Origin of the sequence: Paenibacillus antarcticus (genome assembly GCF_001637225.1) — a bacterium.
Lineage (GTDB): Bacteria > Bacillota > Bacilli > Paenibacillales > Paenibacillaceae > Paenibacillus_AQ > Paenibacillus_AQ antarcticus.
The window spans coordinates 222,914-249,057 of sequence record NZ_LVJI01000007.1 but is presented as its reverse complement, the minus strand read 5'-3'; the positions used below and the strand labels follow the sequence as shown (position 1 = coordinate 249,057).

At 40.9% G+C, this 26,144-nt stretch carries 26 protein-coding genes and 1 pseudogene; 18 read left to right on the top strand and 9 right to left on the bottom strand.

Going from position 1 to position 26,144, the window contains the following annotated elements; translation table 11 throughout:
• Positions 1-15 precede the first annotated feature (15 nt).
• Positions 16-570, top strand: a complete 555-nt coding sequence (locus tag PBAT_RS06800; RefSeq protein WP_068647840.1) for a hypothetical protein — start codon at positions 16-18, stop codon at positions 568-570.
• Between the two features lie 130 nt (positions 571-700).
• Here PBAT_RS06800 and PBAT_RS06795 read toward each other — a convergent pair whose 3' ends face one another.
• Positions 701-2,413 (bottom strand): ABC transporter ATP-binding protein, encoded by a 1,713-nt coding sequence (locus PBAT_RS06795; protein WP_068648098.1) that lies wholly within the window; start codon positions 2,411-2,413, stop codon positions 701-703.
• Between the two features lie 211 nt (positions 2,414-2,624).
• The gene (locus tag PBAT_RS06790; protein WP_068647838.1) at positions 2,625-3,206 is read right to left on the bottom strand and encodes a TetR/AcrR family transcriptional regulator; all 582 of its coding nucleotides are present in this window, start codon (positions 3,204-3,206) and stop codon (positions 2,625-2,627) included.
• Positions 3,207-3,565: 359 nt separating this feature from the next.
• Between PBAT_RS06790 and PBAT_RS06785 the strand changes: the two genes are divergently transcribed.
• The 3 genes and pseudogenes from PBAT_RS06785 to PBAT_RS25525 form a co-directional block, all read left to right on the top strand.
• Positions 3,566-4,771 carry an MFS transporter gene (locus tag PBAT_RS06785; RefSeq protein WP_068648096.1) on the top strand — a complete coding sequence of 402 codons (1,206 nt, stop codon included), beginning with the start codon at positions 3,566-3,568 and terminating at the stop codon, positions 4,769-4,771.
• A gap of 135 nt (positions 4,772-4,906) precedes the next feature.
• Positions 4,907-5,968 carry an LLM class flavin-dependent oxidoreductase gene (locus PBAT_RS06780; protein ID WP_068647836.1) on the top strand — a complete coding sequence of 354 codons (1,062 nt, stop codon included), beginning with the start codon at positions 4,907-4,909 and terminating at the stop codon, positions 5,966-5,968.
• 25 nt (positions 5,969-5,993) lie between these two features.
• Positions 5,994-6,113, top strand: a pseudogene (locus PBAT_RS25525) (alpha/beta hydrolase); the annotation flags it as partial.
• A 267-nt stretch (positions 6,114-6,380) separates the two neighbouring features.
• On the opposite strand, the gene PBAT_RS06775 reads toward PBAT_RS25525, so the two are convergent.
• Positions 6,381-7,271, bottom strand: coding sequence for a diacylglycerol/lipid kinase family protein (locus PBAT_RS06775; RefSeq protein ID WP_068647834.1), 891 nt, complete (start codon positions 7,269-7,271; stop codon positions 6,381-6,383).
• A 299-nt stretch (positions 7,272-7,570) separates the two neighbouring features.
• Between PBAT_RS06775 and PBAT_RS06770 the strand changes: the two genes are divergently transcribed.
• From PBAT_RS06770 to PBAT_RS06760, 3 genes are all read left to right on the top strand, one after another.
• The gene (locus tag PBAT_RS06770) at positions 7,571-7,909 is read left to right on the top strand and encodes an immunity 51 family protein (RefSeq protein ID WP_068647832.1); all 339 of its coding nucleotides are present in this window, start codon (positions 7,571-7,573) and stop codon (positions 7,907-7,909) included.
• A gap of 27 nt (positions 7,910-7,936) precedes the next feature.
• Complete coding sequence (locus tag PBAT_RS06765) at positions 7,937-8,347, top strand: hypothetical protein (RefSeq protein WP_068647830.1); 411 nt, start codon at positions 7,937-7,939, stop codon at positions 8,345-8,347.
• A gap of 137 nt (positions 8,348-8,484) precedes the next feature.
• Positions 8,485-9,300, top strand: coding sequence for a hypothetical protein (locus PBAT_RS06760; protein ID WP_068647828.1), 816 nt, complete (start codon positions 8,485-8,487; stop codon positions 9,298-9,300).
• Positions 9,301-9,457: 157 nt separating this feature from the next.
• Here the strand turns inward: PBAT_RS06760 and PBAT_RS06755 are convergent, their stop codons facing one another.
• Positions 9,458-11,032, bottom strand: coding sequence for an L-lactate permease (locus tag PBAT_RS06755; protein ID WP_068647826.1), 1,575 nt, complete (start codon positions 11,030-11,032; stop codon positions 9,458-9,460).
• A gap of 49 nt (positions 11,033-11,081) precedes the next feature.
• Positions 11,082-12,014, bottom strand: coding sequence for an L-lactate dehydrogenase (locus PBAT_RS06750; RefSeq protein WP_068647824.1), 933 nt, complete (start codon positions 12,012-12,014; stop codon positions 11,082-11,084).
• Between the two features lie 252 nt (positions 12,015-12,266).
• Between PBAT_RS06750 and PBAT_RS06745 the strand changes: the two genes are divergently transcribed.
• Both PBAT_RS06745 and PBAT_RS06740 read left to right on the top strand, forming a co-directional pair.
• Positions 12,267-12,857 (top strand): RNA polymerase sigma factor, encoded by a 591-nt coding sequence (locus PBAT_RS06745; RefSeq protein WP_068647822.1) that lies wholly within the window; start codon positions 12,267-12,269, stop codon positions 12,855-12,857.
• Positions 12,832-13,953 carry a DUF4179 domain-containing protein gene (locus PBAT_RS06740; protein WP_068647820.1) on the top strand — a complete coding sequence of 374 codons (1,122 nt, stop codon included), beginning with the start codon at positions 12,832-12,834 and terminating at the stop codon, positions 13,951-13,953. Before PBAT_RS06745 ends, PBAT_RS06740 begins: the two co-directional genes overlap by 26 nt.
• Positions 13,954-14,087: 134 nt before the next feature.
• Here the strand turns inward: PBAT_RS06740 and PBAT_RS25170 are convergent, their stop codons facing one another.
• From PBAT_RS25170 to PBAT_RS06730, 3 genes are read right to left on the bottom strand one after another with little or no spacing between them, the layout of a single operon-like run.
• Positions 14,088-14,270, bottom strand: a complete 183-nt coding sequence (locus PBAT_RS25170) for a hypothetical protein (protein WP_149466269.1) — start codon at positions 14,268-14,270, stop codon at positions 14,088-14,090.
• Positions 14,271-14,294: 24 nt separating this feature from the next.
• Complete coding sequence (locus tag PBAT_RS06735; protein WP_068647818.1) at positions 14,295-15,575, bottom strand: sensor histidine kinase; 1,281 nt, start codon at positions 15,573-15,575, stop codon at positions 14,295-14,297.
• Positions 15,575-16,252 (bottom strand): response regulator transcription factor, encoded by a 678-nt coding sequence (locus tag PBAT_RS06730; RefSeq protein ID WP_068647816.1) that lies wholly within the window; start codon positions 16,250-16,252, stop codon positions 15,575-15,577. The genes PBAT_RS06735 and PBAT_RS06730 overlap by 1 nt, the downstream gene beginning before the upstream one ends.
• A gap of 225 nt (positions 16,253-16,477) precedes the next feature.
• Between PBAT_RS06730 and PBAT_RS06725 the strand changes: the two genes are divergently transcribed.
• The 4 genes from PBAT_RS06725 (at position 16,478) to PBAT_RS06710 (ending at position 21,213) form a co-directional block, all read left to right on the top strand.
• On the top strand, positions 16,478-17,221 hold the full coding sequence (locus PBAT_RS06725) for a polyphosphate polymerase domain-containing protein (protein ID WP_068647814.1): 744 nt from the start codon (positions 16,478-16,480) through the stop codon (positions 17,219-17,221).
• The gene (locus tag PBAT_RS06720) at positions 17,214-17,894 is read left to right on the top strand and encodes a DUF4956 domain-containing protein (protein WP_068647812.1); all 681 of its coding nucleotides are present in this window, start codon (positions 17,214-17,216) and stop codon (positions 17,892-17,894) included. The genes PBAT_RS06725 and PBAT_RS06720 overlap by 8 nt, the downstream gene beginning before the upstream one ends.
• 24 nt (positions 17,895-17,918) lie before the next feature.
• Positions 17,919-19,952, top strand: a complete 2,034-nt coding sequence (locus PBAT_RS06715) for a carbohydrate-binding domain-containing protein (protein ID WP_068647810.1) — start codon at positions 17,919-17,921, stop codon at positions 19,950-19,952.
• 271 nt (positions 19,953-20,223) lie between these two features.
• Positions 20,224-21,213, top strand: a complete 990-nt coding sequence (locus PBAT_RS06710; RefSeq protein WP_068647808.1) for an EAL domain-containing protein — start codon at positions 20,224-20,226, stop codon at positions 21,211-21,213.
• On the opposite strand, the gene PBAT_RS06705 is transcribed toward PBAT_RS06710, so the two are convergent.
• Entirely contained in the window at positions 21,197-21,814 is a 618-nt protein-coding gene (locus PBAT_RS06705; RefSeq protein WP_068647807.1) for a TetR/AcrR family transcriptional regulator, read from the bottom strand. The two genes, PBAT_RS06710 and PBAT_RS06705, sit on opposite strands and share 17 nt — an antisense overlap.
• Positions 21,815-22,019: 205 nt before the next feature.
• Here PBAT_RS06705 and PBAT_RS06700 point away from each other — a divergent pair, with 205 nt between their 5' ends.
• From PBAT_RS06700 to PBAT_RS06680, 5 genes are all read left to right on the top strand, one after another.
• Complete coding sequence (locus PBAT_RS06700; protein ID WP_068647805.1) at positions 22,020-22,781, top strand: SDR family oxidoreductase; 762 nt, start codon at positions 22,020-22,022, stop codon at positions 22,779-22,781.
• A 326-nt stretch (positions 22,782-23,107) separates the two neighbouring features.
• The gene (locus PBAT_RS06695) at positions 23,108-23,584 is read left to right on the top strand and encodes a DUF2975 domain-containing protein (RefSeq protein WP_068647803.1); all 477 of its coding nucleotides are present in this window, start codon (positions 23,108-23,110) and stop codon (positions 23,582-23,584) included.
• Positions 23,585-23,597: 13 nt separating this feature from the next.
• Positions 23,598-23,813 (top strand): helix-turn-helix domain-containing protein, encoded by a 216-nt coding sequence (locus PBAT_RS06690; RefSeq protein WP_068647801.1) that lies wholly within the window; start codon positions 23,598-23,600, stop codon positions 23,811-23,813.
• Positions 23,814-23,914: 101 nt separating this feature from the next.
• A complete protein-coding gene (locus PBAT_RS06685; RefSeq protein WP_068647799.1) occupies positions 23,915-24,709 on the top strand; it encodes an alpha/beta fold hydrolase in 795 nt (264 codons plus the stop codon).
• Between the two features lie 39 nt (positions 24,710-24,748).
• Entirely contained in the window at positions 24,749-25,738 is a 990-nt protein-coding gene (locus PBAT_RS06680) for a sensor domain-containing diguanylate cyclase (RefSeq protein WP_068647797.1), read from the top strand.
• The last annotated feature ends 406 nt before the right edge of the window (positions 25,739-26,144 follow it).

Here is a 26,144-nt window from a genome sequence, read left to right as displayed (position 1 = left end):
GGGGAAATTTTCTGAATGGAAGCTGATCACTCAGTCTTTATTTTACTTACGAATACGGGTACCCTTTTTACGAGAGTCATTCAAACCTATACGAAAGCACCTTATAATCACGCCTCAATTTCCTTTAACCGTGAACTTTCGGAGCTATACAGCTTTGGGAGGAAACACCCGAATAACCCTCTGAATGGCGGATTCGTGAAGGAGGATATTAAGACAGGTACGTACAGCAAGTATCCAAATACGACGTGCGTAATCTATGAGATTAAAGTGTCTGAGCGCGAAGTGGAGAAGATGCAACGCGTCTTGCATGTCTTTATCCAGAAGCACCAAAAATATCTATATAACATACTGGGCGTCATTGGCATCGCGCTGAAAGAACCAGTGGAATTCAGTAACTCCTACTTTTGTTCCCAATTCGTTGCAGAAATTCTGGAACGGTCTGGCATCAAAATATGGAATAAGCTACCGGCACTAGTGACACCGGATGATTTTCGTAAAAGTGATCGGCTGCATCTGATCTATGAAGGAAAATTAAGCGACTACGAGCAATTGCAGCAACCACCCTGTTGACTACGTTGGCTTTCGAATGCTTTTATAAAGAGGAACAAGCGCAACAAACCTAAAAAACGGACGCCGAAGGAGTTATCGGTGTCCGTTTTTTAGGTTTGTTCTAATATCCACAACTGTATGTGAATAGGTTCTAGCTAGGTTGCAATTGGTTGAGTCGGCTGTAAATCCCACCAGTAGCAAGGAGTTCTTCATGCTTACCTTGTTCAGCTATGCCATGCTCATTAACGACCACGATGCGATCCGCATGTCGGATGGTAGATAAGCGATGGGCAATGACCAATGTCGTACGTCCAACAGACAGTTCAGCAAGTGATTGCTGGATAGCTGATTCTGTCTCAGTATCGAGTGCAGAGGTTGCCTCATCTAGGATAAGGATAGGTGGGTTCTTAAGAAACATACGTGCAATCGATAAGCGTTGTTTCTGACCGCCGGACAGCTTCACTCCACGTTCACCTATGACCGTATCCAATCCATCCGGTTGATTACGTATAAGGTCCTCAAGGGATGCTCTTCGAGCTGCTTCCCATATCTGCTCTTCGGTTGCATCCAGATCACCATACGCAATATTTTCCCGAATTGTACCTGAGAATAGAAATACATCTTGTTGAACGATACCGATATGCTTACGCAGTGACTCTAGCTTGAAATCTCGGATATCAATACTGTCGATTGTAATTCTACCTTCGTCTACATCATAGAATCGAGGGAGTAGGCTACAGATGGTTGTCTTTCCTGCACCTGACGGACCCACAAATGCGATGGTCTCTCCGGCGTGAATACTCAGATCAATTTGACTCAAGATCGGTCTGCCGACGTCATAACCGAAGGTGATATGCTCGAAATGAATATTGCCTTTCACACAGTCTACGGTAATCGCATCAGGACTGTCAGCGATATCGGGTTCTGTATCGATAATTTCCAAATAACGTTTAAACCCGGCAATTCCTTTAGGATAACTCTCGATTACGGCATTAATCTTCTCGATTGGACGGAAGAAAATATTAGATAACAAAATGAAGGCCATGAATTCACCCAGATCCAACTTGCCTTGAATGAAGAACCATGCCCCACAGACCATCACGAATATCGTAATCAGGCGCATCATCATGTAACTGATCGAAATACTTTTAGCCATCGTTTTATAAGCCAAGAGCTTCGTTGTACGATAGTTCTGATTATCCACTGCGAATAATTTCTCTTCGTGACGTTCGTTAGCAAATGATTGTACGACGCGAATTCCGCCTACATTATCTTCAATGCGAGCATTAAAGTTACCCACTTCTCCGAAGAGGTTTCTGTAGGTTGCAGTCATTTTTCTGCCGAAGAAGATAACGAGCCATGCCATGAGTGGAACGATGATAAAGGTAATTAGGGCAAGCTCCAGATTGATGTAGGCCATCAATGAGAACGATCCGATTAACGTCATGATCGCAATGAATACATCCTCAGGACCGTGATGGGCTAACTCGCCAATATCATTCAGATCATTCGTGATTCTCCCCATCAGATGCCCCGTTTTATGATTATCAAAGAAACGGAATGAGAGCTTTTGAATATGTCCAAACATCTTGCGACGCATATCGGTCTCAATATTGATACCTAGCATATGCCCCCAATACGTCACAACATAGTTCAGAATGGTATTAAGCGCATAGATGGCGAGCAGGGCAACACAAGCCCACACGATAAGCGACCAGTTGCCGCTAGGTAGTAGGTCATCAATAAAGTTACTAATCGCAAGCGGAAATGCTAGTTCTAGTAGTCCTGCAATAACAGCACAAGCGAAATCCAGTATAAAGAGACCTTTATAAGGACGATAATAGGCGAAAAAACGTCGAATCAATGGCAAACTAAATCACTTCCCTTTGTTATTAATCGTATGTACGAAACTCTATCTATCCTATCTGTTTTATGGAGAAATGAAAACAGTCTATTTATGCTGGCTTTAAGGCGCACCAAGAAAGAGGATGTTGAGACACCCCCTTATAGCCTACATAAGTGAAGACCAAATCATCAACTGAAGTTCATTCATTAATATTGAACTCATTTACGAATTACTTAAGTAATGAAAGTATCACTTTTATCGAATTATCAACAAAAGATCGCTGTGGACGAGATTTCATGATTACGGTTAGTCCAATTAACGCTACGATTAACGCCTGTGATAGAGCCTTCGCGTCTATACTGGGCTCGAGCTCACCTGATCGGATACCTCGTTCAATGGTTTCTTGAAATATGACCGATAGGTACATTTGATGTTCCCTTGTAAGAATTTCAAATTTCTCATCATGAGGCGCAAGTTCTACCATTGTATTGATACAAAAGCATCCTCGGCTGAGACTTTCTGTATATTCCTCGGCAACCACATCTTCAAAAAAGGTAGAAAATGCTTCTTTTACAGATAGATTGTTATGAAGTTTGGTTCGGACATCAGAAGCACGTGACATCGTATATTTGCGTAGTGCGGCTTCAAATAATCCTTTTTTATCTCCAAAGGCGGAGTATATACTGGGTCGTTGAATTCCCATTCTGGAAGTTAAGTCGCTTAACGAGGTAGCCTCATATCCCTTCTCCCAAAATAGTTCCATAGCTGCTTCTAATACTTTTTCTTCATCAAATTCGCGGATTCGTCCCATAATCATTACCTCTCGTTACGCTTCATTTTTACTTAATTGCTCAGTGAATTCCGATTCTATATAACTGCGTTTATTTTCGTACTAAACAGTATGATATAATTCTACAATTAGCCTTTCGTATTGTCAAATGCAGGTTAGTTCATAAATAGAAATAACGAATTAAATCAAATTTATTTGTTGACAGTAATTGTTTCTGTGAGTTATGTTTACTGAGCTAAATAACGTACTGATCAGTATGTAATTAACTCAGCATTTTAACTAAATATAGATAAGGTGTGTATAGAATGGAGAAAGTTAAAGAAAAAGTTAAAGAAAAAGTACCAGCCAATGCGGATATAAAGGCGAATTCGTCACAAGGGATGCTAAATACATCCGATGCAGTTCATGCTTCATCCATGTCTCGCTATGTGACACTGTTGTTTGCGGTTGTCTGTGGGATGTCTGTAGCCAATATCTACTTCGCACAACCGATACTTGATAATCTGTCGAGTGCGTTCGGTATTGATTATTCAACCATTGGCATTCTCATTACCATCACTCAGATTTGTTATGCAGCGGGACTGTTGCTGCTAGTGCCACTTGGAGATTTACTAAACCAGCGCCGTCTGATTATCGGTCAGATGCTATTATCCATAATAGCTTTGGTTATAGTTGGCACTGCTTCCTCCAACACGGCACTATTCGCAGGTATGGCTTTGGTGGGACTGCTTGCCGTTGTGACGCAGACGATTGTTGCGTTCGCGGCGACAATGGCAGCCCCTGCAGAACGAGGACGTGTCGTTGGCATGGTCACAAGTGGAATTGTGATTGGCATACTTCTTGCGCGAACCATTTCAGGAATATTAACAGATATTGCGGGTTGGCGTTCCGTATATTTGGTCTCTGCTGCCTTGATGCTTCTTATGGTGTGCGCATTGTTTAGGGTGTTGCCAAATGTTGAGCGTGGGGTACAATCTTTGTCCTATCCCCAGTTGCTTAGATCGGTGTTTATATTGTTCGCACAAGAACGAATATTACGCATTCGCGCCATTCTGGCTATGCTAATCTTTACTGCTTTCAGCATTTTGTGGACTTCACTAGTACTGCCTCTTAGCGCGCCGCCATTATCACTTTCGCACACTGCAATTGGGGCATTTGGTCTCGTGGGAGTTGCAGGAGCGTTAGCTGCAGCAAGGGCGGGGAAATTAGCCGATCGAGGTTATGGACAGAGAACGACTGGCGTGGCTTTAGTTCTATTATTGATATCATGGTTGTTCATCAGCTATACGGAACAGTCGCTGTTCGCATTGGTTATTGGTATTGTTCTTCTTGACTTGGCAGTGCAGGCCATACATGTAACGAATCAAAGTATGATCTTTGCATTACATACCGAGGCACGTAGTCGGCTTACTGCCGGGTACATGATATTCTATTCGATCGGCAGTGCTACGGGTTCAATTGCTTCGACCCATATATATGCAAGCTATGGCTGGGATGGCGTGTGCTTGCTCGGGGGTTCTGTTAGTGCTTTAGCTCTTCTGTTTTGGGTAATGACCAGACGCTATACGGCTACCGCAGTGCAATAAAGCTCGTGTCCTACGCTATACGGATATGTAGATGGAGGAGCTTAATCTGAGCTATCAATTTATTTTAGAAGCACTGAATAATAGCTCGAAATAAAGAAATATAATATTAAGATTTTTGGATAGGAGAGAGTGACCATGGAGATAGGGATTACTTCGTTTGTAGAAACAAAGCCAGACGTTAAGACAGGTGATGTGATAAGTCACGCACAGCGATTGCGTGAAGTGGTCGAGGAAATTGTCCTTGCCGATCAAGTAGGACTTGATGTGTTTGGCGTAGGTGAGCATCATCGCAAGGATTATGCGGCATCTTCACCAGCAGTTGTATTGGCTGCGGCTGCAGCGCAGACGAAACGGATTCGGCTAACCAGCGCAGTAACGGTGCTTTCTTCGCTTGATCCGGTGCGCGTGTTTCAGGATTTCGCTACACTCGATGGCATTTCAAATGGACGTGCGGAGATTATGGCGGGGCGGGGTTCCTTTATCGAGTCTTTTCCACTGTTCGGTTATGACTTGAACGACTATGATGAGCTGTTTGAAGAACATTTGGAATTGCTTCTTAAACTACGTGAGTCAGAAAAAGTTACTTGGAAGGGTGGGCATCGGCCAGCGATTAACCATTTGGGCGTGTATCCAAGGCCTGTTCAGAATTCCTTACCGATATGGGTTGGTAGCGGGGGCAGACAGGAGTCTGCTATCCGTGCAGGTCTGTTAGGACTGCCATTGATGCTGGCGATAATTGGTGGGAATCCGTTGCAGTTTGAGCCACTTGTACAGCTGTATAAGAAAGCGGCAGCGCACGCTGGTCATGACGAATCACGGCTTAAGATTGGATCCCATTCGATAGGATTTGTTGGAGAGAATACTGAAACAGCTGCAGATACATTTTTTCCATCAACTCAGGCAGGCATGAATAAACTCGGTAAGGAGCGAGGCTGGGCGCATTATGACCGTTCTAGCTTCGATGCCGCGCGCAGCTTTGACGGCGCACTGTATGTCGGTGATCCCGAGACTGTTGCACAGAAGATCATTCACCTTCGCAAAAATGTTGGCGTTACACGCTTTATGATGTATGTACCATTAAGCACGATGCCGCATGACCAAGTGATGAGAGCTATTGAGCTCCTAGGAACAGAGGTAGCGCCCCGAGTTCGGGAGGAAATAAGCAAGAGGGAAGCTGAGACGGGAAATCGATCATAATTTAATTTTGATTAATAAATCTACAATGGATTCGAGAGTACACTTAATAATAGGAGGAATTGAAATGATCGTTCCTCAAGCGGAAGTGAGTAAGCGTGCCAGCCAAAGTTATGTGGACGCGATTGCAAGAGCGCTTAATCCTTAAACAATGAGAGAGCTGTCTCCAAAGGTCAAAGACGACCTAAGAGACAGTTCTTTTGTATTATTAGGTCATTAGCGACAATATAAAGGTCCAGATACAGAGGTTGTAGATACAACTAGAATAGCGGAAAATACTTCTTTGATCCCATTCATTATGAAAATAAGTAAGAATGGAATCGTGAAATTAATAAGAGGTAACGTGAGTGCAGTCATCATCGTAGTAAAAGCCTCTGCCCTTATGACTTCGAGCAGAGGCTTTCATATTTCTGAACTATTCCTCTTCAGGCACAATCACCTGAATAAAGCTAGGGAGGACACTAAGCTCTATGGGTAAGGAGGGTCCTTCCTCGCCATCTACATTGGTCATAACGGAATCAGGCGAGCTTACAGTTACATGGGTTGTGGTAAAGTGAATAACATCTTTATGATTCTTCAAGTTACCCCATAGTAACGACATACTGACTGTAATGGTTTTGAATATATTGAGATCCTTTATAATGAAACAGTGAAGTAGACCGTCGTCCACACTAGCATCGGGTACGAGTGTTTCAAATCCACCAACAGAGTTTGTTAAAGCGGCGAGAAAGAGTGGAGAATCTCCTTCCCAAGTCAACCCATCATAGCGAATGACCATGGGATGGGCAGATTGGTTTGCGATTTCTTTAATGCCTTCTTTTAAATAAGCAAATGCGCCAAATTGGGTTTTATCCTTTGATGATACGCAAGACAATGCTTCCGCGATTGAACCTGCGGCAACGACATTTGCGAACAATTGGTTGTTTAATCGTCCTATATCGACTGTTCTCAATCGAGATGAAGTGAGTGTGCGGATGGCCTCTTTGGGATTCAGTGGAATTTGTAATGCGCGAGCGAAATCGTTGACTGTCCCAAGAGGGACGACACCTAGTCTTGGACGATGATCTTGATCAAGTAACCCATTAATAGTCTCGTGAAGCGTACCGTCCCCACCGATGGACACGACAAGATCATAACACTCCATGCACGCAGTGATACAGAATTGTGTTGCATCTCGTTCTTTGGCCGTCTCTTTGACCGTAATCTCGTATCCTGTATCACGTAGAAGTTGCACTACTTGTCTAACATGTTCTAGCGCTTCTTCTTGGCCGGAAGAGGGGTTGACGATAATCATGGCTTGTTGCATACACACGTTCCTCTCTATTCACATTAAATATTTTACAAATCGTAGTATAGAAGTCCTCAGCTAGTCGTTTATTTTCATTACCCGAAAAGATCGAATTTGATATAGCATATTACGGATATTTACAATGTGTAATCGTAATAATGAAATGAGTCTTATAATAAAAATAGAATGTACCTAGTTATTAATTTAACGAATAGGCTTAGTGAAGGTATATTATTGGGTAATTAATATGAAAGAAAGATTTGTAGAAAGAAAGCGGTACACTTACGTTGATTGAGAAGCTGAGAGGGGCGGTGTGTATGGAAGAAACAATCAAACCATTCTTGTTCATAGAACAAGATAATGGCGGTATGTCAGTTATTCTGAATGTTGGCACGTATAAAGATGAAATTTTTCAAACGCGGGAAGATGAGGGATTCGAAGGCAACGGATATGATTGGGGTTCCTTAGCGGTAATATTTCTTGAGGAAAGAATGCCTGAATTAGTAGACATCGTACATTTTGATCCAGAAGCGGATATGTTCTGCGCTTATTCTGATAATAGAGAGGCTATTCAAAGTTTTACAATCGGATTTAAGGATGCTTGTGAGGATGACGTCCTCATTAGGGATCTATTCTCTCGCGCTGAATTAGATTGATAAGGAATTGTATAGGAGGAATAGAATATGAGCTATGACTTGATGGTATTTGAGACAAGATCTGCACCTAAAGATAAAAGAAGCTTTATGGAATGGTATGAGCTACAGACAGAATGGCCGGAAGAGCATAATTATGATGATCCATCCGTTTCATCTGAGGCTCTACGCAATTGGTTCTTTGATATGATAGTGTTGTTTCCACAAATGAATGGACCTTATGCTCTATCTGACGATGCCTTTGACGCTTTGGGAGAAGAAGAAAATAGGGTGTCAGACTACACCGTCGGTCGAGATGTCATTTATGTTGGCTTTGCATGGATATGTGTTGATGATGCATACAAGGCAGTGCGATTGCTATCTCAAAAGCATGGGGTAGGCTTCTTTAATGTTAGTGGTAACCGAGATATTTATTTGCAGGATGGTAGTAAGATGGAGTAGTGAATGTTGAAATCAAGCTATAGACCAACTTGAGGTTGAACAACTTCATTGGAGCCTAGACAAAACAAGTCAAAGTATATCGTATACATAGCAACACAAGAATAGGAGACGGTCATCAAAAACGGGAGTGAAGGATAATGATTTATAAAGCGGCTCCTTATATTTTAATTATTGGCATGTTATTTATTGTTCTGAATGGTCTTTGGGTCGTGGATACCTATGATTCGTATGTTACCTATCCGAAAGAAGCATTTTTCAATTTGGCTATCGGAATATGTATCACAGTGATCGCTTATTTGATTATCCAGCTTAAAGGCAAGCGAATTACTTATGATGGTCCAAGAATAGGCAAAGATAATCGGGTGTTCATCAACAAGATGTGGAGGCAAAGAGAGAAAATTGGAAACAGATTGGTCGTTTTTTCTCTTGTTATGCTGGTGATTATTTTCATATTTGATTCCAGTATGGCATTTAGTCTTCTGCAGCCAACTCTCTTTTTGGGAATCGTCGGATTTTCATTTATTTATATTATGAAGGATGAGGGCAAGGATAAAGAGGAGAAGGATATTCAACCCAAGAGTCATAAAGTTAGGTATTTACTGCGACTGGTCGATTACAGGAAACATCCCTTTAGCGTACCACTGATCATATTTATTATGATTGTTCTGACATTTTTACTATCTAAGTACTTCGGTTTTGTGCTAAATCTGGAGACAAGTGGTAATCCCAGGTATGTCTTGAGTTTACCGGTTGGGGCGCGGATTTTAGCTCAGTTTAGTTTTGCTTGTGGGTTTATCTATATCATCCAGCATTGTGATTTCTTCGGAATTCGCCAAGAAAAACAGGGTGATGATAAGCTGATGCTGATTCATTTCATTGAAATTATCATGTGCGGATCGATCTTTTTTATTTGGTTAATTATATTGTGTGAAGCATTATTCACAAGCTATTAAACGTAAGTCTACTAGGGTAGGAATTTCCTCCCATAACTTGAAATACATAAGGCTCGAACAGGTGTTTTTGATACTGTTACGAGCCAGTTTAATTTTCTATTCACAGTCAGTATCATCAGTTTGAACGGAAAATGATGCCGTATTAATAAGCCTAACATTAAAGGAATAGCGACAATATAAATGTCCAGACACAGACAAAGGCTAGTAGTCCCACACTATATTTTAAAGTCATCTTCGTGAGTTCCGATTCTTTACCTGTTTCACCAACGGCGGCTGTTGCAATGGCAATGGATTGTGGCGAAATGAGCTTCGCCATCACGCCTCCAACCGTGTTCGCAGAGACTAATAACGTTGGATTGGTTCCAATGATGTTAGCGGCTGTAGCTTGAATGGGTGCAAACAATGTATTGTTATTTACGACGGATCCGGTCATGAATACGCCAACCCATCCTAATATCGGTGATAACAGTGGAAAGATGCTTCCTGTTGCGGCAACGGCTTCCCCTAGTGCATTGGTTAATCCGGCATAAGTCATTAATTTAGCTATACCTAGAATGGCACAGATCATAACAATGGGAATCCAGAATTCTTTAATTGTTTTTGCGAAGAGCTGAGAACCTTTTGTAACTCCTATAGATGGTGTTGTTAATATGGTTGTTAAGCCTGCTAGCAATATAGCTGTACCTGTTGAGTTTATTAAATCAAGGCTTGAACTTAAAGTGGAACCGGGTATTCCAAACGTTAACTTGGTAAAAGCAAGAGCTCCACCTTGGATAAATAAATTCTTAAATACAGGTAAGCTCCATATTAAAACAAATAAACTCAATAAATAAAATGGCGACCAAGCCTTGATCACATCAATTGATGTATGTTTTTCAACTTTAACTTCTTGGTTGTTGAGTAAGAAAATATGTTTGGGTTTCCATTTCTTCAAGAATAAAGCCAAAGTGCCCATAGCTAATAAAGAAGGGATAATATCGGCTAATTCTGGACCTAGAAATAGGGTGAAAACAACTTGCGTTAGAGTATAGGTTGTAGATACTACTAGAATAGCGGGAAATACTTCTTTGATCCCTTTGAACCCATTCATTATGAAAATAAGTAAGAATGGAATCGTGAAATTAATAAGAGGTAACGTGAGTGCAGTCATCATGGAGACATCCATGGAAGTTACATTACCTTTTAAATTCAATGTACCTAAGATGGCAACAGGGATACCAACGGCACCAAATGCTCCTGAAGCACCATTTGCAATGAGACAAAGCATAGCCGCTTGTAATGGTTTGAATCCTAATGATACTAATAGAACAGCACAGATTGCAATGGGAACACCGAAGCCGGCAGCACCTTCAAGAAAGGCATTGAAACAAAAGCCTATGAGTAAAAGTTGAATGCGTTGATCTTGTGAAATCCCTGTAATACTTGCACGTAAAACATCAAATTTACCTGACTCAACAGATATTTTATACAACCAAACAGCCATAACGATAATATAACCAATGGGCCATAACGCTTGTAGAGTACCTTGTATGATACTTCCAATCGCATTGCCAATAGGTAAATTAAATATAAACATTGCAATCAGAAAGGTAATGACCAAGTTTAACAAGGCTGCATAAATACCTTTCATCTTAAACAGGGTCAGACATAATAGAAATAATATAATCGGAATAGCTGCAACCATTGAGGAGATCATTAGATTGTTAAATGGATTAAAAGTGTCTACTAACATGGTTGGCTAACTCCTTAGTTGTAAGTGAATGTTCGTACTCATAATCAAACTATGTCCAAAATGAAGCTTGAATATCTTTTAGAACTTTAACGGAATTTGCAAACTTTTCTTGTTCATCCTCATTTAATAAAAGCTCAACGAGGTCTTTTCTACCTGCGCGATGGATAACCGTAGGAATACCGATGTAAACATCGTTGTGACCATACTCCCCTTCCAACAGTGATCCCACAGGTAATACAACTTCTTCATTTTGTAAGATGGCCTTCGTTATTCTAGCCAGCCCCATAGCAATTCCATAATAAGTAGCACCTTTGGATTCTATAATTTGATAAGCTGCATCGCGAACTTGTACAAAAATTTCTTCTTTTCTGGCATCTGTTAAATTAGGTGCGATAAGTTTCCCTGAAATATTCGCTGTACTCCACACGGCTAGTTCTGAATCACCATGCTCACCAATGATATAAGCATGAACACTTGTGGGTGCTACATCATATTCTTCACTCAATAAATAACGGAACCTTGCAGTATCTAAAATGGTACCTGAACCAATAACTCTTTCTTTAGGTAGACCAGAGAATTTCCAAGTTGCATAGGCTAAAATATCTACTGGATTTGTAGCCACCAGAAATATGCCGTTAAATCCTGAATCCATAACACTTTTTATAATGTTTCGAAAGATATTTAGGTTCTTGCTGACAAGGTCAAGTCGTGTTTCTCCAGGCTTTTGCGCTGCCCCAGCACAAATCACAACGATTGCCGCGTCTTTGCATTCTGCGTAAGTACCGCTTGTAATTTTTATTGGAGAATGTGCATACACAAGACCATGATTTAAGTCCATTACTTCACCTTCGGATTTCTCTGTATCTAAATCTACAAGCACTAATTCATTACAGATCCCCTGATTTACCAACGCGTAGGCATAGCTGGATCCCACGGCACCGGTTCCAATTAGAACCACTTTATCTCCAGTTGTTAAACTCATCATGAATACCTCCAGGTGAATGATTTATATGGATAAATTTCCGCATGTAATTGAGTCCTATTTGTATCTGAACGTTATTATGTCTTCCTTTAATTCGTAATATACTTGTGGTGGATATTCATCACGGAAGAAAAGGATATGGGATATAAAATGATGCTAAGAAATTGGACTTTTGTTCTATTAGAATAACTCATGTCACAAAACGGTAGGTTCCGATTGTTATATAGGCAAAGAATCAAAGGAGGTGAGTATGTGAAGCCAACCATCCCCGGGGAAGTGGAAGAGAAAGAAAGTGAGATAGAAGCGATCATTGTTCGTGTCAAAATAGGAGACAAGCAGGCGTATGAAATGATTATTCATCAGTTTGAACGGCAAATGTACACCTACTGCTACTATATTTTGAAAAATCATGAAGAAACCGAAGATGCTGTCCAGGAGATTTTTATCCGAGCATACGAGAATCTTCATCGATACAGTAGGCAGGCGACCTTCTCCGCTTGGCTTTATAAGATGGCCTATCACCACATGATGAACATAAAAAAAAGGCAGGGTCGCTGGTTCGAGCTGATTCATCAGTTCAAGGAGCAGCACCCCAAAATCGAAATTACACCTACACCCCAAGAGTCTGTTATTGAGGAACTGTTGACCTATCTGACTCCAGAAGAACGGCATATTTTGCTGCTCAAAGCAGTTGAACAGTACAGCTTTGACGAAATCGGAGACATTATGGGTATAAAGCCAGCGACAATTCGCAAGAAATACGAACGGCTTCGCCGTAAGCTTATGGATTACAAGCGTAATAAGGGAGGGATCGTACATGGTACATTTGCCAAATCAAACTGAGTCAAAAGAAATGGACATGATCGAGCAATGGATTCGGAATTCGGAAATGCCAAGAGCAAGTATGAGTCATCAAATTATGAGTAAGATAGGAGATCAAACCATGAATAAATCGAGATCGAATTTTGTGAGAAAAACATTAGTTACCGTATCGGCTGCAGCAGTACTAGGCGTAGGTGTGATCGGCACGGGGTTCGTATCCCCTGCGATGGCGGATGCTTTGAAACAAATTCCGGTGATTGGCAGTGTCTTCTCGGGAATCAGTGATGAGAGATTGCAGACAGCGATTGATCAAGGAATCGCTACCAGTCCTAACCTGAGCGTGACGCATGACGGCGTAACATTGAAAGTGACTGATCTACTGTATGACGGGACCGTTCTAAAATTTGAAGTGGAGCGTGAGGGTGTCGAATTGCCTTCGACATTTGGATCACATCAAGATCAGGATAAGGGCAAGGTCAAAGGATATATTCAGACGCCGACACTACTGGCTAATGGTAAGGAAATCAAATATACATCGGGAGGGTTTGGGGATATACCATACAAAGAGAATACCATTAAAGCTGAAATATCGAATGGATTTTCTCTTCCTGATGAATTCGAGTTGACCATTCAAGCCAAAGTGACACAAATTGAAGAGCCATTCGAATTCAAGATTCCGGTGAAAATTGAAAATAATATGCTTGTATTGAAGCCGAATGCAACCGAAACGGACGGGAAGTTTAGTTATACGGTGAAGCAATTGGAGATAACGCCGGCATCCACTAGACTGATTCTGGATAGCACGGGTGATGTTCCCAAGACACCTGAGCAGACCGGCGACTATAGTGCAACGATGGTTTACTATGATATCGTGGATGACCAAGGGAATGAAATTAATCAGGATAGAGTTGGATTATTTAATAGCGCGCCTGAGACCGAGTACCATGTAAATGAGCTGTATCAAGCATTCGCGGCGACGCCTAAATTCATTACGATTAAACCGTATACCTTTACCGTGAACACCTCTGATTGGAGTATCGTTGGAGCAAGCAATGGGATTGCAGGTGACAAAACATATCTGGATGATCTGGAGCTAACCATTCCGGTTCAGCCTTAATATTAGCACTGCTCTATCTGTCAAATATGTTGAGAATACAAAATAAGAGAAACCCTCTTCTTAGTGAAGAGGGTTTCTCTTATTTGCATATCAATTATAGATAGTGCCCATTAAGCCTAGGGTCAGTTTTGGGGCTAAATGGCTTCGTGACATAATCGTCGCTCCCAACTCATAGCCATATAATTTATCTTCTTCCTCCAAAAATAATCTGCAACCAATTCCCTCATCCGAGCCTCATCTTCGACGATAAGTATTAAGGGCTGCTTCGCCATGATGACTTCAAACCCCTCTGTTGCCCGAATAAATTCTTGTAGCATGGGCCTTTTATGATTCAGCTGTAGTCAAGAAAGGTGCACATAAAACGTTGTGGATTCACCGACCGTGCTCTTGGCGTGAATTTTGCCTTTGTGTTGCTCAACGATGGATTTGGCAATTGCCAATCCCAGGCCATAACCACCTTGCTTGCGAACCCGGGAAGCGTCGGTACGGTAGAACCGGTCAAAGATTCTTGCTAGATGTTCTGCTGCAATGCCTTCACCGGTATTGGTGAGCGATAGAACAACCTCGTTATGCTGCTTCTTCAGAGATAGCGTGACTGATCCCTTAGGACTCGTGTATTTTACGGCATTGTCTAGGAGGATCATGATCACTTGTTTGATCTGCTCACTGTTGCCATACACAGTCAAGTCAGATTCGATGTCATACTCAAGCGATACATGTTTCTCGAATATAACGGCCTCCATCGTTAGAATGATATTCTCAGCTGCCTCGCTCAAGTTGAACTTTGAAAAGACCATGCTGGATCTGGAATCATCCATCTGGGTCAGGAATAACAGGTCATTGGTCAGTCTTGTCATTCTTTCTGTTTCCGATTTGATATAGTGTAGCCACTTCGATTGATTGTGAATGGTATCATCACTGTTAGATAGGAGAACATCGGCGTTGGTATTAATAATGGTCAACGGAGTCTTCAGTTCATGGGAAGCATCAGCAATAAATTGTTTCTGTTTATCAAAGGCTTCCTTGACCGGTGTGATTGAACGATTAGCAAAGTACCGGCTTGCGAAGAACAAAATAATTAACATCACTAATCCAACCACAGAGAAGGTATAGATTAGATTGGTAAGTATATTTTCCTGAGCTGTAATATCTAGAAATACGAACATATGCCCTTCACTCGTTGGTTGTTCCTGAAAGACCCAGTGGCTCCCATCGAGATTGAACCTTCCGGAATTTTTGTTGATTGCTATGGCTTCCTGTAATGCAGAATCATAGAACGCTTCGTCCATATCGAATTGAGATGTGTTTCTTGTAAGGTTCCACGCTTTATCTGTTTGCAACATGAATGAAACAGACCTCTCCCATGGACCATTCGGATTGTCCTTTGACTTCATGACGTCGGGCAGTAACGAGGAGGTAACCTCATTAGTATTAGAGCGTGGCCTACCGAACTTATCGGGAGATTTCTGGTAGGACTCTGTTATTCTATGCAGATCCATTTGGATATCATTTTGGACATTTCGGTAGGTAATGACGTAGATAGAGATGAAGGCGACAAGCATCATAATAGAGATGGTTACTAAGTTAACAATAAGAAACCGATTCCTGAGCTTTGTGAACATTAAGTCGTCGCCTCCAGTACGTAGCCTACATTTCTGATCGTGCTAATGCGTACTGTCGAATTCAAGAAGGTAAGTTTTTTTCTCAGAAAAGAAACGTACACTTCCACATTGTTGTGCTCAGCCTCCGAATCGAAGCCCCATAATTTCTCGATTATTTGTTCTTTGGAGGTTACGGCTTGGTTCCTCAATATAAGAAGCTCCAATAATTCACTTTCCTTTAAGTTCAGCTTGATCTCTTTTCCGCCCACGGTGAGCTTTAGATTACCCGTGTTCAGTTCAATATCCCCGAACTTCAGCGCATCATCCGGTATAACCTCACCTTTACGCCTTAGTGCAGCTCTTATTCTCGCCAATAATAACTCCGAGGAAAATGGTTTGGCGATATAGTCATCGGCTCCATGATCTAGCCCAGACACCATATCTGTGATCTCACCCTTAGCGGTAAGAAGAATAACGGGAGTAGCTATCCCTTTCTTACGCAGCGTCTTGAGCACGCTGACCCCATCCATTTCAGGCAACATAATGTCGAGTAGCAGTAAATCATATATTCCGCTCAGCGCATAATCCAGACCCGATCTGCCATCATGGACAGCGTCCACAGAATAATGATGTTTCTTTAATATTTGGGTTAAGGCTTCGGCAAGATGAAGCTCGTCTTCTACAATTAATATTCTCATAGGTATGCCATCCTCTGCATAAATTGTGTGCTTACTACTTATGTCATTATATCAAGATTACCTTTAACCAACCTTAATAACAGCATCTTCTTAAGAACGATTAAGGGAATGTAATAATAATGCTCGAGATTTGTAAAAGCATTTAAGATTCATTAAAGGTTTGGGGACTAAGATACATTCATAAGCAAGCGAGACAATGCTAATAGAGAAAGGATATGAACCGATATGGCTATCGAGGTGTTCAACCGCTATGAGAACAAATACTTGCTAGATAGTGAGGCATATTACAAATTCTACAATCAATTGCTTGAATATATGGAACTGGATGATTTCAACAAGCAGCATGAGTTCTATTCCATAACCAACTTATATTATGACACTGCGCATAATACTTTGATCCGTAACAGCCTTGCGAAGCCGAAGTACAAAGAGAAGCTTCGTTTAAGAGCTTATGGTGTTCCCAATCAAGATACGAAGGTGTACTTGGAAATCAAGAAGAAGGTATTCGGCTTGGTCAATAAAAGAAGAACGTCACTGAAGTTAAATGAGGCATATGATTTTGTAGCCACAGGAACGGAGCCGGAATTCAAGGATTACATGAATCAACAGGTGATTGAAGAGATCAAATACTTTTTAACACGGTATGAGTTGCAGCCCAAGGTGTACCTGTCTTATGACCGAAAAGCGATGTTCTGTAAAAAGAATCGCGATTTGAGAATCACGTTTGATACCAACATTAGAAGTCGGCGGTACGATCTTAAAATGGAACACGGCACACATGGTGAACCCCTGCTGGAATCGGGTCAATGGCTTATGGAAGTGAAGGCTGAGAAAACAATTCCGGTCTGGTTGGCGAAGATGCTCTCAGAACATCAAATGTATCGTACAAGCTTCTCCAAGTACGGCAACGAATACAAAAAAATGCTGAAGAACAGTAAAACAGAACAGGAGAGTACCCTTTATGCTTGATTCATTATTTTCCGTAAGCACGAGTACTGAATTAACGTTTATTAACGCTATTATAACTATTTTCATAGCCATCGCACTTGGAGGAATCATTAGTTACACCTATATGAAGACGAATCCGGGAGGATATTCACAAAGCTTCACACTCACGATGGTATTGTTGCCAGTCATTGTAGGGATCATTATTTTGCTCATCGGGAGCAATGTTGCTAGAGCCTTCAGTCTTGCCGGAGCGTTCTCGATTATTCGGTTTAGAAGCGCACCGGGTGATCCGAAAGATATCACGTTTGTACTGTTCACTATGGCAGCGGGACTTGCCTGTGGAGTTGGTTCCTTCGGCTATGCGGTAATGTTCACCATCATTCTGTGTGTACTTATGTTTATCCTTAACCGTACTAACTTTGGGGTAAGAACCACATCGCAAAAAACATTAAAAGTGACCATTCCGGAGAATCTGGGATATGAGGAAGCTTTCGAGGAAGTCTTCAATAAATATGATGTTGAATACGAGCTTAAAAAGATTAGAACGACTGAGCTTGGTAGTTTATATGAATTGGTCTACGCTGTTACGCTGGATGAAGCGGTGAACCAGAAGGCATTCCTGGATGCGATTCGCACCCGGAACGGGAATCTGGACCTATCGTTAACGATGAGTCCCACTGCCAATGACTATTAAAATGACTGAAAGGATGGATGAGATATGAAGAAGATGACAACGGGAAGTAAAGTAGGACTGGTGCTGTTGTGTGCTGCGGTTATGTCGGCTTGCAGCGCGAATACTGGTGAAACGTCTGCTGTTGAGACTGCACAGAGTGAGAGCGCAACGGCTACTAATGTACAATTAGCTAGTGTAAAGCTTTCTGATCTGGTGACATTTGATGAAGAAGATGCTGTTACAGATTGGAGCAAGGAAAACTCGACAATGGTCGAACTTAGCGGAACAAGCGCAACGGTTAGCGGCTCCGGAGCTGAAGCAACAGACGGCGCAGTGACGATTACAGACGCGGGAACCTATGTCCTTAGCGGGACGCTGAGTGATGGACAGATTATAGTGAATAATGAAGATAAGGAAACCGTACGGTTAGTTCTGAACGGTGTGAATATTAAGGACAGCGACAGTGCTGCGATCTACATTAAAGAAGCGGGCAAGGTAGTCATTACGCTACAGGAAGGGACGGAGAACGCTGTATCGGATGGAGCAACCTATGTGTATGGGGCAGATTCTACAGATGAACCTAGTTCGACGATCTTCAGTAAAGCCGATTTGACGATTAATGGCACCGGTAAGCTGTCTGTTACCGCCAACTATAATGACGGTATCACAAGTAAAGACGATCTTAAAATCATGAGCGGTACGACTGAAATTCATGCTAAAGATGACGGAATTGTGGGTAAAGATTTGGTTGCCGTTCAAGACGGTAATATCAGTATCACTGCTGAAGGCGATGGCATCAAATCAACCAACGACGAAGATGCTACTAAAGGGTTTATTGCTATTGCGGCAGGAACGTTTGATATTAAGACGAGTAATGATGGGATTCAGGCTGAAACCTCTTTAGTCATTGATGGTGGGACTTATACCATGGTTACGGGTGGAGGAAGTGAGAATGGTGAAGTGAAGACTGGCGATCGAGGTCAAGGTGAAGGCAAGGGGATGGGCATGGGCATGAGAGGTGATCGAAATGCGGAATCTGGCGATCAAGCAGCGCTTACGACAGAAACATCACCACCATCACCACCTACAAAGACAGAAACATCAACAACAACGACAACGATAGAATCCGAAACAGCAAGCACAAAAGGGTTGAAGGCTGGAGGATATATTACCGTTAACAACGGAATCTTTGACATTGATGCAGCGGACGATGCAGTACACAGTAACAGCAATGTTTCTATAACAGATGGTAAGTTTACGATCAAGACGGGTGACGATGGTATTCATGCGGATGCCTTGTTATCCATAGCAGGTGGAACTATTGATATCACGAAGAGTTATGAAGGGATCGAAGGAGCCAACATTGCGATTTCCGGCGGTGAGTCTCATGTTGTCGCTTCCGATGACGGAGTTAATGTAGCAGGAGGTAATGACGAGGCTACTGTAGAAGGCGCCCCCCAAGATCAATTCAGCGAGTCCGCTACGAACATGCTAACGATTAGTGGAGGAACGCTAACGGTTGATGCAGCAGGTGATGGGCTTGACTCGAACGGATCAATCGTGATGACAGGCGGCACGGTAAGTGTGAATGGTCCCACCAATAGCGGGAATGGTGCATTAGATTTCGATGGTAGCTTTGAACAGAGCGGTGGAACTCTGGTAGCCGCAGGAAGTTCGGGAATGACTCAAGCACCGTCTGACACATCTAGCCAGCATTCGATCAGCATGACGTTCACAGAGACACAGCAGGCAGGAACTATCATACATTTGGAAGATAGTGAAGGTAACACGATCTTAACCTTTGCACCATCCAAGAATTATCAATCTGTCGTGATGAGTTCGCCAGATCTGAAAGAGACGGGTTCTTATACGCTGTATTCAGGAGGAACATCAAATGGCAGTGAAACGAATGGTATTTATGCAGATGGAGAATATGTAGGCGGGACGAAGGTGGTTGCGTTTGATATCTCAAGTAGCGTAACTTGGTTGAATGAATCAGGAGTAACGACAGCCCAAACGAATCAAGGACCAGGTGGTGGAGGCGGAAGAACCAGACCTGAAGGAGGAAAGTCAAAGTAATTGAAGGCTAAACTTAGAGAATAATAAATAACGTCAAGAAAATATAGAAAAATAACAGGCTTAAAACATGTGTTTTCCCAATGTTTTGAGCCTGTTTTTATGCTGTATAGGCAACCGTTGTACCACGAAGTAAAGTTCGTTCTAATCCACCGTCGCTCATATTTACTATGGACACGAACAGGGAGATAAATGTTTAATAAAGTAGTGATCCATTAATGAACGAGTCTAGAACAACGTTATACTAGATCAATTATACGAGGAGGTATATGTGGTGGGGTGTAATAACTGCATAATAAGAGAACTTAATTTTGAAATTAGGGTTGAGGGCGAGCATAATCGACGTATTTTACCGGAAGTGATTCATCACTTCAATAGAAGCGGAACATTACATAATGTAACAGAAAATATATGTACCATAAAAGAATCAGGAGCAAGGGATTTTCTAGACTTCTGCTATGACCATATGAACACTGAAGGTGTTAAATTTCGTGTCCAGGATCAAGAATGGAGACCACTATCGGAAATGGGTACAGTTCTTGAAATGGAATGGATTGATGAAGTCATCACGAAGGAGCTCATTACGTGCCACTTTCAACCGATCGTCAATTCAAATGAAGAGATTTATGCGTATGAGATTCTATCTAGATTTAAAAAAGAAGATGGGACAATCATCTATCCAAATGATATCTTTACTGCGGCAAGGAATCGTGGTCGATTATATGCATTGGACAAATTGTGCAGGATGACAGCCGTAAGATCTGCAGCACCATTAAATAAAAAAACATTTATTAATTTTATCCCAACATCTATCTACTCTCCCGAGTTCTGCTTGAGAACAACAGCTGAATTAGCCAAACAGTTAGGTGTTGATCCTTCTCTATTTGTTTTTGAAGTCGTAGAGACGGAGAAAGTAGACGATCTTGATCATTTGAAGAGTATTTTAACGTATTACAAAGAGAAGGGGTTTAAGTATGCTTTAGATGATGTTGGGGAAGGGTTCAGTACCATCGAGGTGTTATTAGAGCTTAAGCCTCATTATATGAAATTGGATATGAAGTATGTTCAAGGGGTTTCTAGTGACCCCAATAAACAGAAAGTCGCTAAAGATTTTCTGGAAAAATCGCTTCAGATAGAGTCCATTCCATTAGCAGAAGGAGTCGAAACGAAAGAAGACTTTGAATGGTTAAAACAAAGTGGCTATCAACTTTTTCAGGGGTACTTATTTGGCAAGCCAGAGCCTACACCTAAGTCAGGACGATAGAATTAGGTTTGTGGGAAGTATTTATTGTGGCGTTATTTGAATTATAAGACAAAATTTCGATCAATTGTTCTGCCATATGTGTAGACGTATATTTGAACCCACTCTGTACCCATTCAATGATTAATCCGAAGAGGGCATAGGCATTGTAGCTGGCGAACAAATCAGGATTTATGCGCTTATTATGGTTAACGAGCGCTTCTAAATGATGTTGGACTAGTTGTTTTAATATGGAACAAAGCTTATTTTGAAATCCAGGTAAAACATTAGAGTTTACAATGATTGTATAAAACTTAGCGTAGGTAGCAACTTGATCAAAAATTCTTATAGTCGAAGTTGTAAGCTCACCAATAATAAATGTATCTGTATGAAGATAAGGCTCTTTAAAAGATGTAATCAAATCTTCCATAATGTCATCCATGAGTTCATTCAGAAGTTCTTCTTTTGATTGATAGTGTTTATAGAATGTGCCACGGTTTAAATCTGCACCAGTAACAATATCTGTTATCGTAATTTTTTTGAAATCTTTTTGTTCCATAAGCTCGATCAATGCGTCTTTTAATTCTTTTCTTGATTTTCTAATTCTTCGATTGTTATTTATCAACAGAACACCGCCTGAATGTCTATTTTACAATCCTATTTGAACAGAAGTATAAGTTAATGTATATTCATCAACATTTAGCGTCTCATTTGCTTATTGATACTTAAATTATAGAGGATTAAACTGAGTTAGTACAAATTTTAAAAGGTTTTCAGAGAATAATAGGATAATGCTTACACCCAACTACAAGCATAAAGGAGATATTCACATGAAACTTCAAGACAGAGTTGCCGTTGTTACCGGCGCAGCTTCAGGTATGGGGAAATCGATTGCAGAATTATATGCTAAAGAGGGCGCGAAAGTCATTGTTGCTGATCTTAACTTAGAGGGTGCAGAACAAGTTGTAGCAGGGATTATTAGTAATGGTGGCGTAGCCAAAGCAATACAAGTAAATGTTGCAAAATTAGAAGATATCGAGAACATGATTGATACAGCTGTTAGCGAATATGGTACGTTAGATATTTTAGTGAATAATGCGGGTATTATGGATAGTTTTGAACCGGCAGGTGAAATTACAGATGAGAAGTGGGATTTAATATTTGATATAAATACGAAAAGTGTGATGCGTTCTACACGTAAAGCACTACCTATCTTCTTAGAAAAAGGAAAAGGTGTTATTGTTAATACGGCTTCTACAGGCGGATTGAACGGTGCTCATGCTGGTGCTGCGTATACTGCATCTAAACATGCTGTTGTAGGACTGACGAAAAACACTGGTTTTATGTATGCTAACAAAGGGATTCGTTGCAATGCCATTGCACCGGGTGCTACCGCAACAAATATTGGAGCTTCTATGAAGAACATTAGTGAATTCGGTAGCAGTCGTACTAGATTGGCACAAGGTGTGATCCCTCGCGTAGGTACACCTGAAGAAATCGCCCAAGTTGCTCTATTTCTAGCTTCTGATGATTCCAGTTTTGTAAATGGAACAGTCATATCAGCAGATGCTGGTTGGACTTCTGCATTCTAATTCATTTATCATAAAACTCTGCTAGAGGAAGATCTAGCGGAGTTTTTTTATTGTAGCTGCGACAAAGGCCAATCTTGAAATCAGTGGAAATTTCGAAGACCATCAGTCTACAGTGTGGAAGATCGCTGGAAAGTTTAGTTAGATCTATTCAATATAAGCCTAACATTACATAGCGTGAACAGTCCTAGCTTCTAATTGAAGTGGGGATATTTTTATATCTTATAATAATATTTTTAAGGGTTATAATTTATTGTATAACGATAAATTAGTGTTGCAAAACAATAAATAAGTGCTAATATAAAATGTGAATATATGGAGGTGTTATCATGAATAAAAGGTTAATCTATATTTTAGAAGCGGCACTTGTTATCATTTGCATAATTACCTTAGCGGTAGCTATATTTGGGTTACCTAGGATGGCTGCCATGAGTGCAGAGAACTTTCCTGAAGTTGCTTATTTACAGTACCCGATTCTTCTGGGGATTTATCTAGCATGTATGCCATTTTACATGGGTATCTATCAGACATTCCGACTCATAAGACTTATTAAGAAAGAGGATGCTTTTAACGAACAGGCATGTGGTGCATTAAGGGTAATCACAATATCTGCGATATGTGTCATTATTCTTTTTATGATAGGAACTATTTATCTTAATGTAGAAAATGCGCTTCCGCCTGCGTTATTCTTAACTGGGATCATCATTATATTTGCTGCATGTGTTATCGCTGTTTTTGCAGAAGTACTTAGAGCGCTACTTATGAAGGTTATTGATATTAAAAATGAGAATGATTTAACGATATAGGGTGTGATGAGATATGGCGATAAGGATAAATATTGATGTAATGTTGGCTAAAAGAAAAATGTCAGTAACGGAGCTCGCTGAAAAAGTTGGGATTACGATGGCTAACCTATCGATCCTCAAGAACGGGAAAGCCAAAGCGATAAGATTAAACACCTTAGAGGCCATATGTAAGGCGTTAGATTGCCAACCGGGAGATATATTAGAATATATGGATACGGGTAAAAGTTAAGATAAACAAGTAATGGATGATTCACTAATCATTAACTTGATATTTCCATGGCCTCCCTTCAGAATAGAGAGAATACCTATTCATAAAAGGAGTTATATGAGATGAATGATATAATGGCACGCAATAATGTAAAAGTGATTGGTGAAGGAGACCGCACTATTATTTTCGCGCATGGCTTCGGGTGTGATCAGAGTATGTGGCAATATATCACCCCTTCTTTCGAGAAAGAATTTCGGATCATTCTATTTGATTATGTGGGTTCAGGTAACTCAGATTTAAGTGCATATACGACAGAAAAGTATAGTCAATTTAGTGGCTATGTGCAGGATGTATTGGATATCATTGAGACGCTTAATCTCAACAATGTTATATTTGTAGGTCATTCCGTTAGTTCTATGATAGGGATGCTAGCATCCATTGAGCGGCCTGATTATTTCGATAAATTAATTATGGTTGGCCCGTCTCCGCGTTATTTAAATGATGGTGATTATGTCGGTGGTTTCGAGAAAAGTGATATTATAGAACTACTCGATATGATGGAAATGAATTTCACAGGTTGGGCTAGCTTTATGGCGCCACTTGCGATGAATCATCCCGATCATCCCGATCTAACGGAACAATTGGAACGTAGTTTTATTTCCACCAATCCTGTAGTAGCAAGAGAATTTGCAGAAGTGACATTTCTATCGGATCATCGTGAAGCATTGTTGAAATCCACGGTTCCTACACTCATTATGCAATGCTCAGATGATAGTATCGTTCCGATAGTGGTTGGCGAATATTTACATAGTCACTTGAAAGATAGTACGTTCCGATTAATGGAAGCCAAAGGTCATTATCCTCATATTAGCCATCCTGAGGAAACCATTTCTCTCATTAATGAATACCTCGCATAAAGTTATCCAGATCATGTAGCGTTGAAAGGATATTAGATAATGGATGAACGGTTAAAATATGCGCCATGTGGGTATATCTCCATCACACATGAGGGAATCGTTACGGAAGTGAATCAAACATTCCTTGATATGATGGGATATGCACAAGAGGATTTGGTGCATAAGCATATTGAATCTATCATGTCTACGGCAAATAAACTCATTTTCCATTCATACTTTTATCCTTTTATCAATTTGGATGGACATGTAGAAGAGTTGTATTTGAGATTGAAAGATCGTCAAGGAGAGTCAATTCCTTATATCCTAAATGGGAGACGGTATGAGATGGAAGGCGTAGAGATTATTGATTGTGTATTGGTGCAGATGGGCAAACGCATTGATTATGAACTTGAGCTCCGATCCGCTAAGAAGCAAATGGAAAATGCCTACTGGGAGAAAGATCAGGCTCTTGTGAAGTTGAAGCAGATTCATATGGAGATTGAACAGAAGCAACAAGAATTGATGGACATCAATGCTGTTTTAGTAGAACTATCTTATACAGATAAGCTCACGGGATTAAAGAACCGAAGGTTTGTTCAAGAAAAGTTAGAAGAACAAATTATCCGCTATGGGAGTACTCAAGAGCCATTTTCTATTTGTATCTTAGATATAGACTATTTCAAAAAAGTGAATGACACATGGGGACATCAGACAGGCGATGAAGTATTAGAGAAATTAGCGGATATCTTAATATCTCATTCTCTTCATAAGGATGTTGTTGCTAGGTTTGGTGGGGAAGAGTTTGTGATGATCTTGCCTGACATGGATGTACATGAGTCAAAGGTAAAGGCCGAGAATTTACGGCGTGCCATAGCGAATGTTGCGTGGGAGAAGATTAACATAACGGTGAGTATCGGTGTAGCTACGGTTACTCCTCAGGATTCCGATACAACCATACTTAAACAAGCAGACCTAGCACTTTATGCCTCCAAAGAAAATGGTAGAAATCGCGTGACACACATCATAGATTTGAATGAAAAGTCTCTTTGATAAGGGGCTTTTTTTCAGCAGATGCACAAGGAGGAAGGGCGGGCGGTATATCATTATATCAGAAGAACATCAGTCATATAAGCAATCAGCGTACCCTTCTGGAGGGGATAAATCTAATCTAGGTATAAGAAATAAGAAACGGCATTCATCAGGAACGATAAGTACTAGGAAACAAATAATAAATGTAATGATCCTTACGGGAATCATAGCGCTAATATATGTTGTGACCAGAAAGTTGTAAATATCAGAGCAGACAGTAGCTGTCTTGAAGTTGGGGATAAAACAAGCAGATAATAATAAAAAGAGTTATACACATGTGGATAACGTTTTCGGCACAGCGTATCTCGTCTAGAGGATGAGTTGAATTTCAACACAGGGTCGGATTACAGGTGATCCAGTACGATGA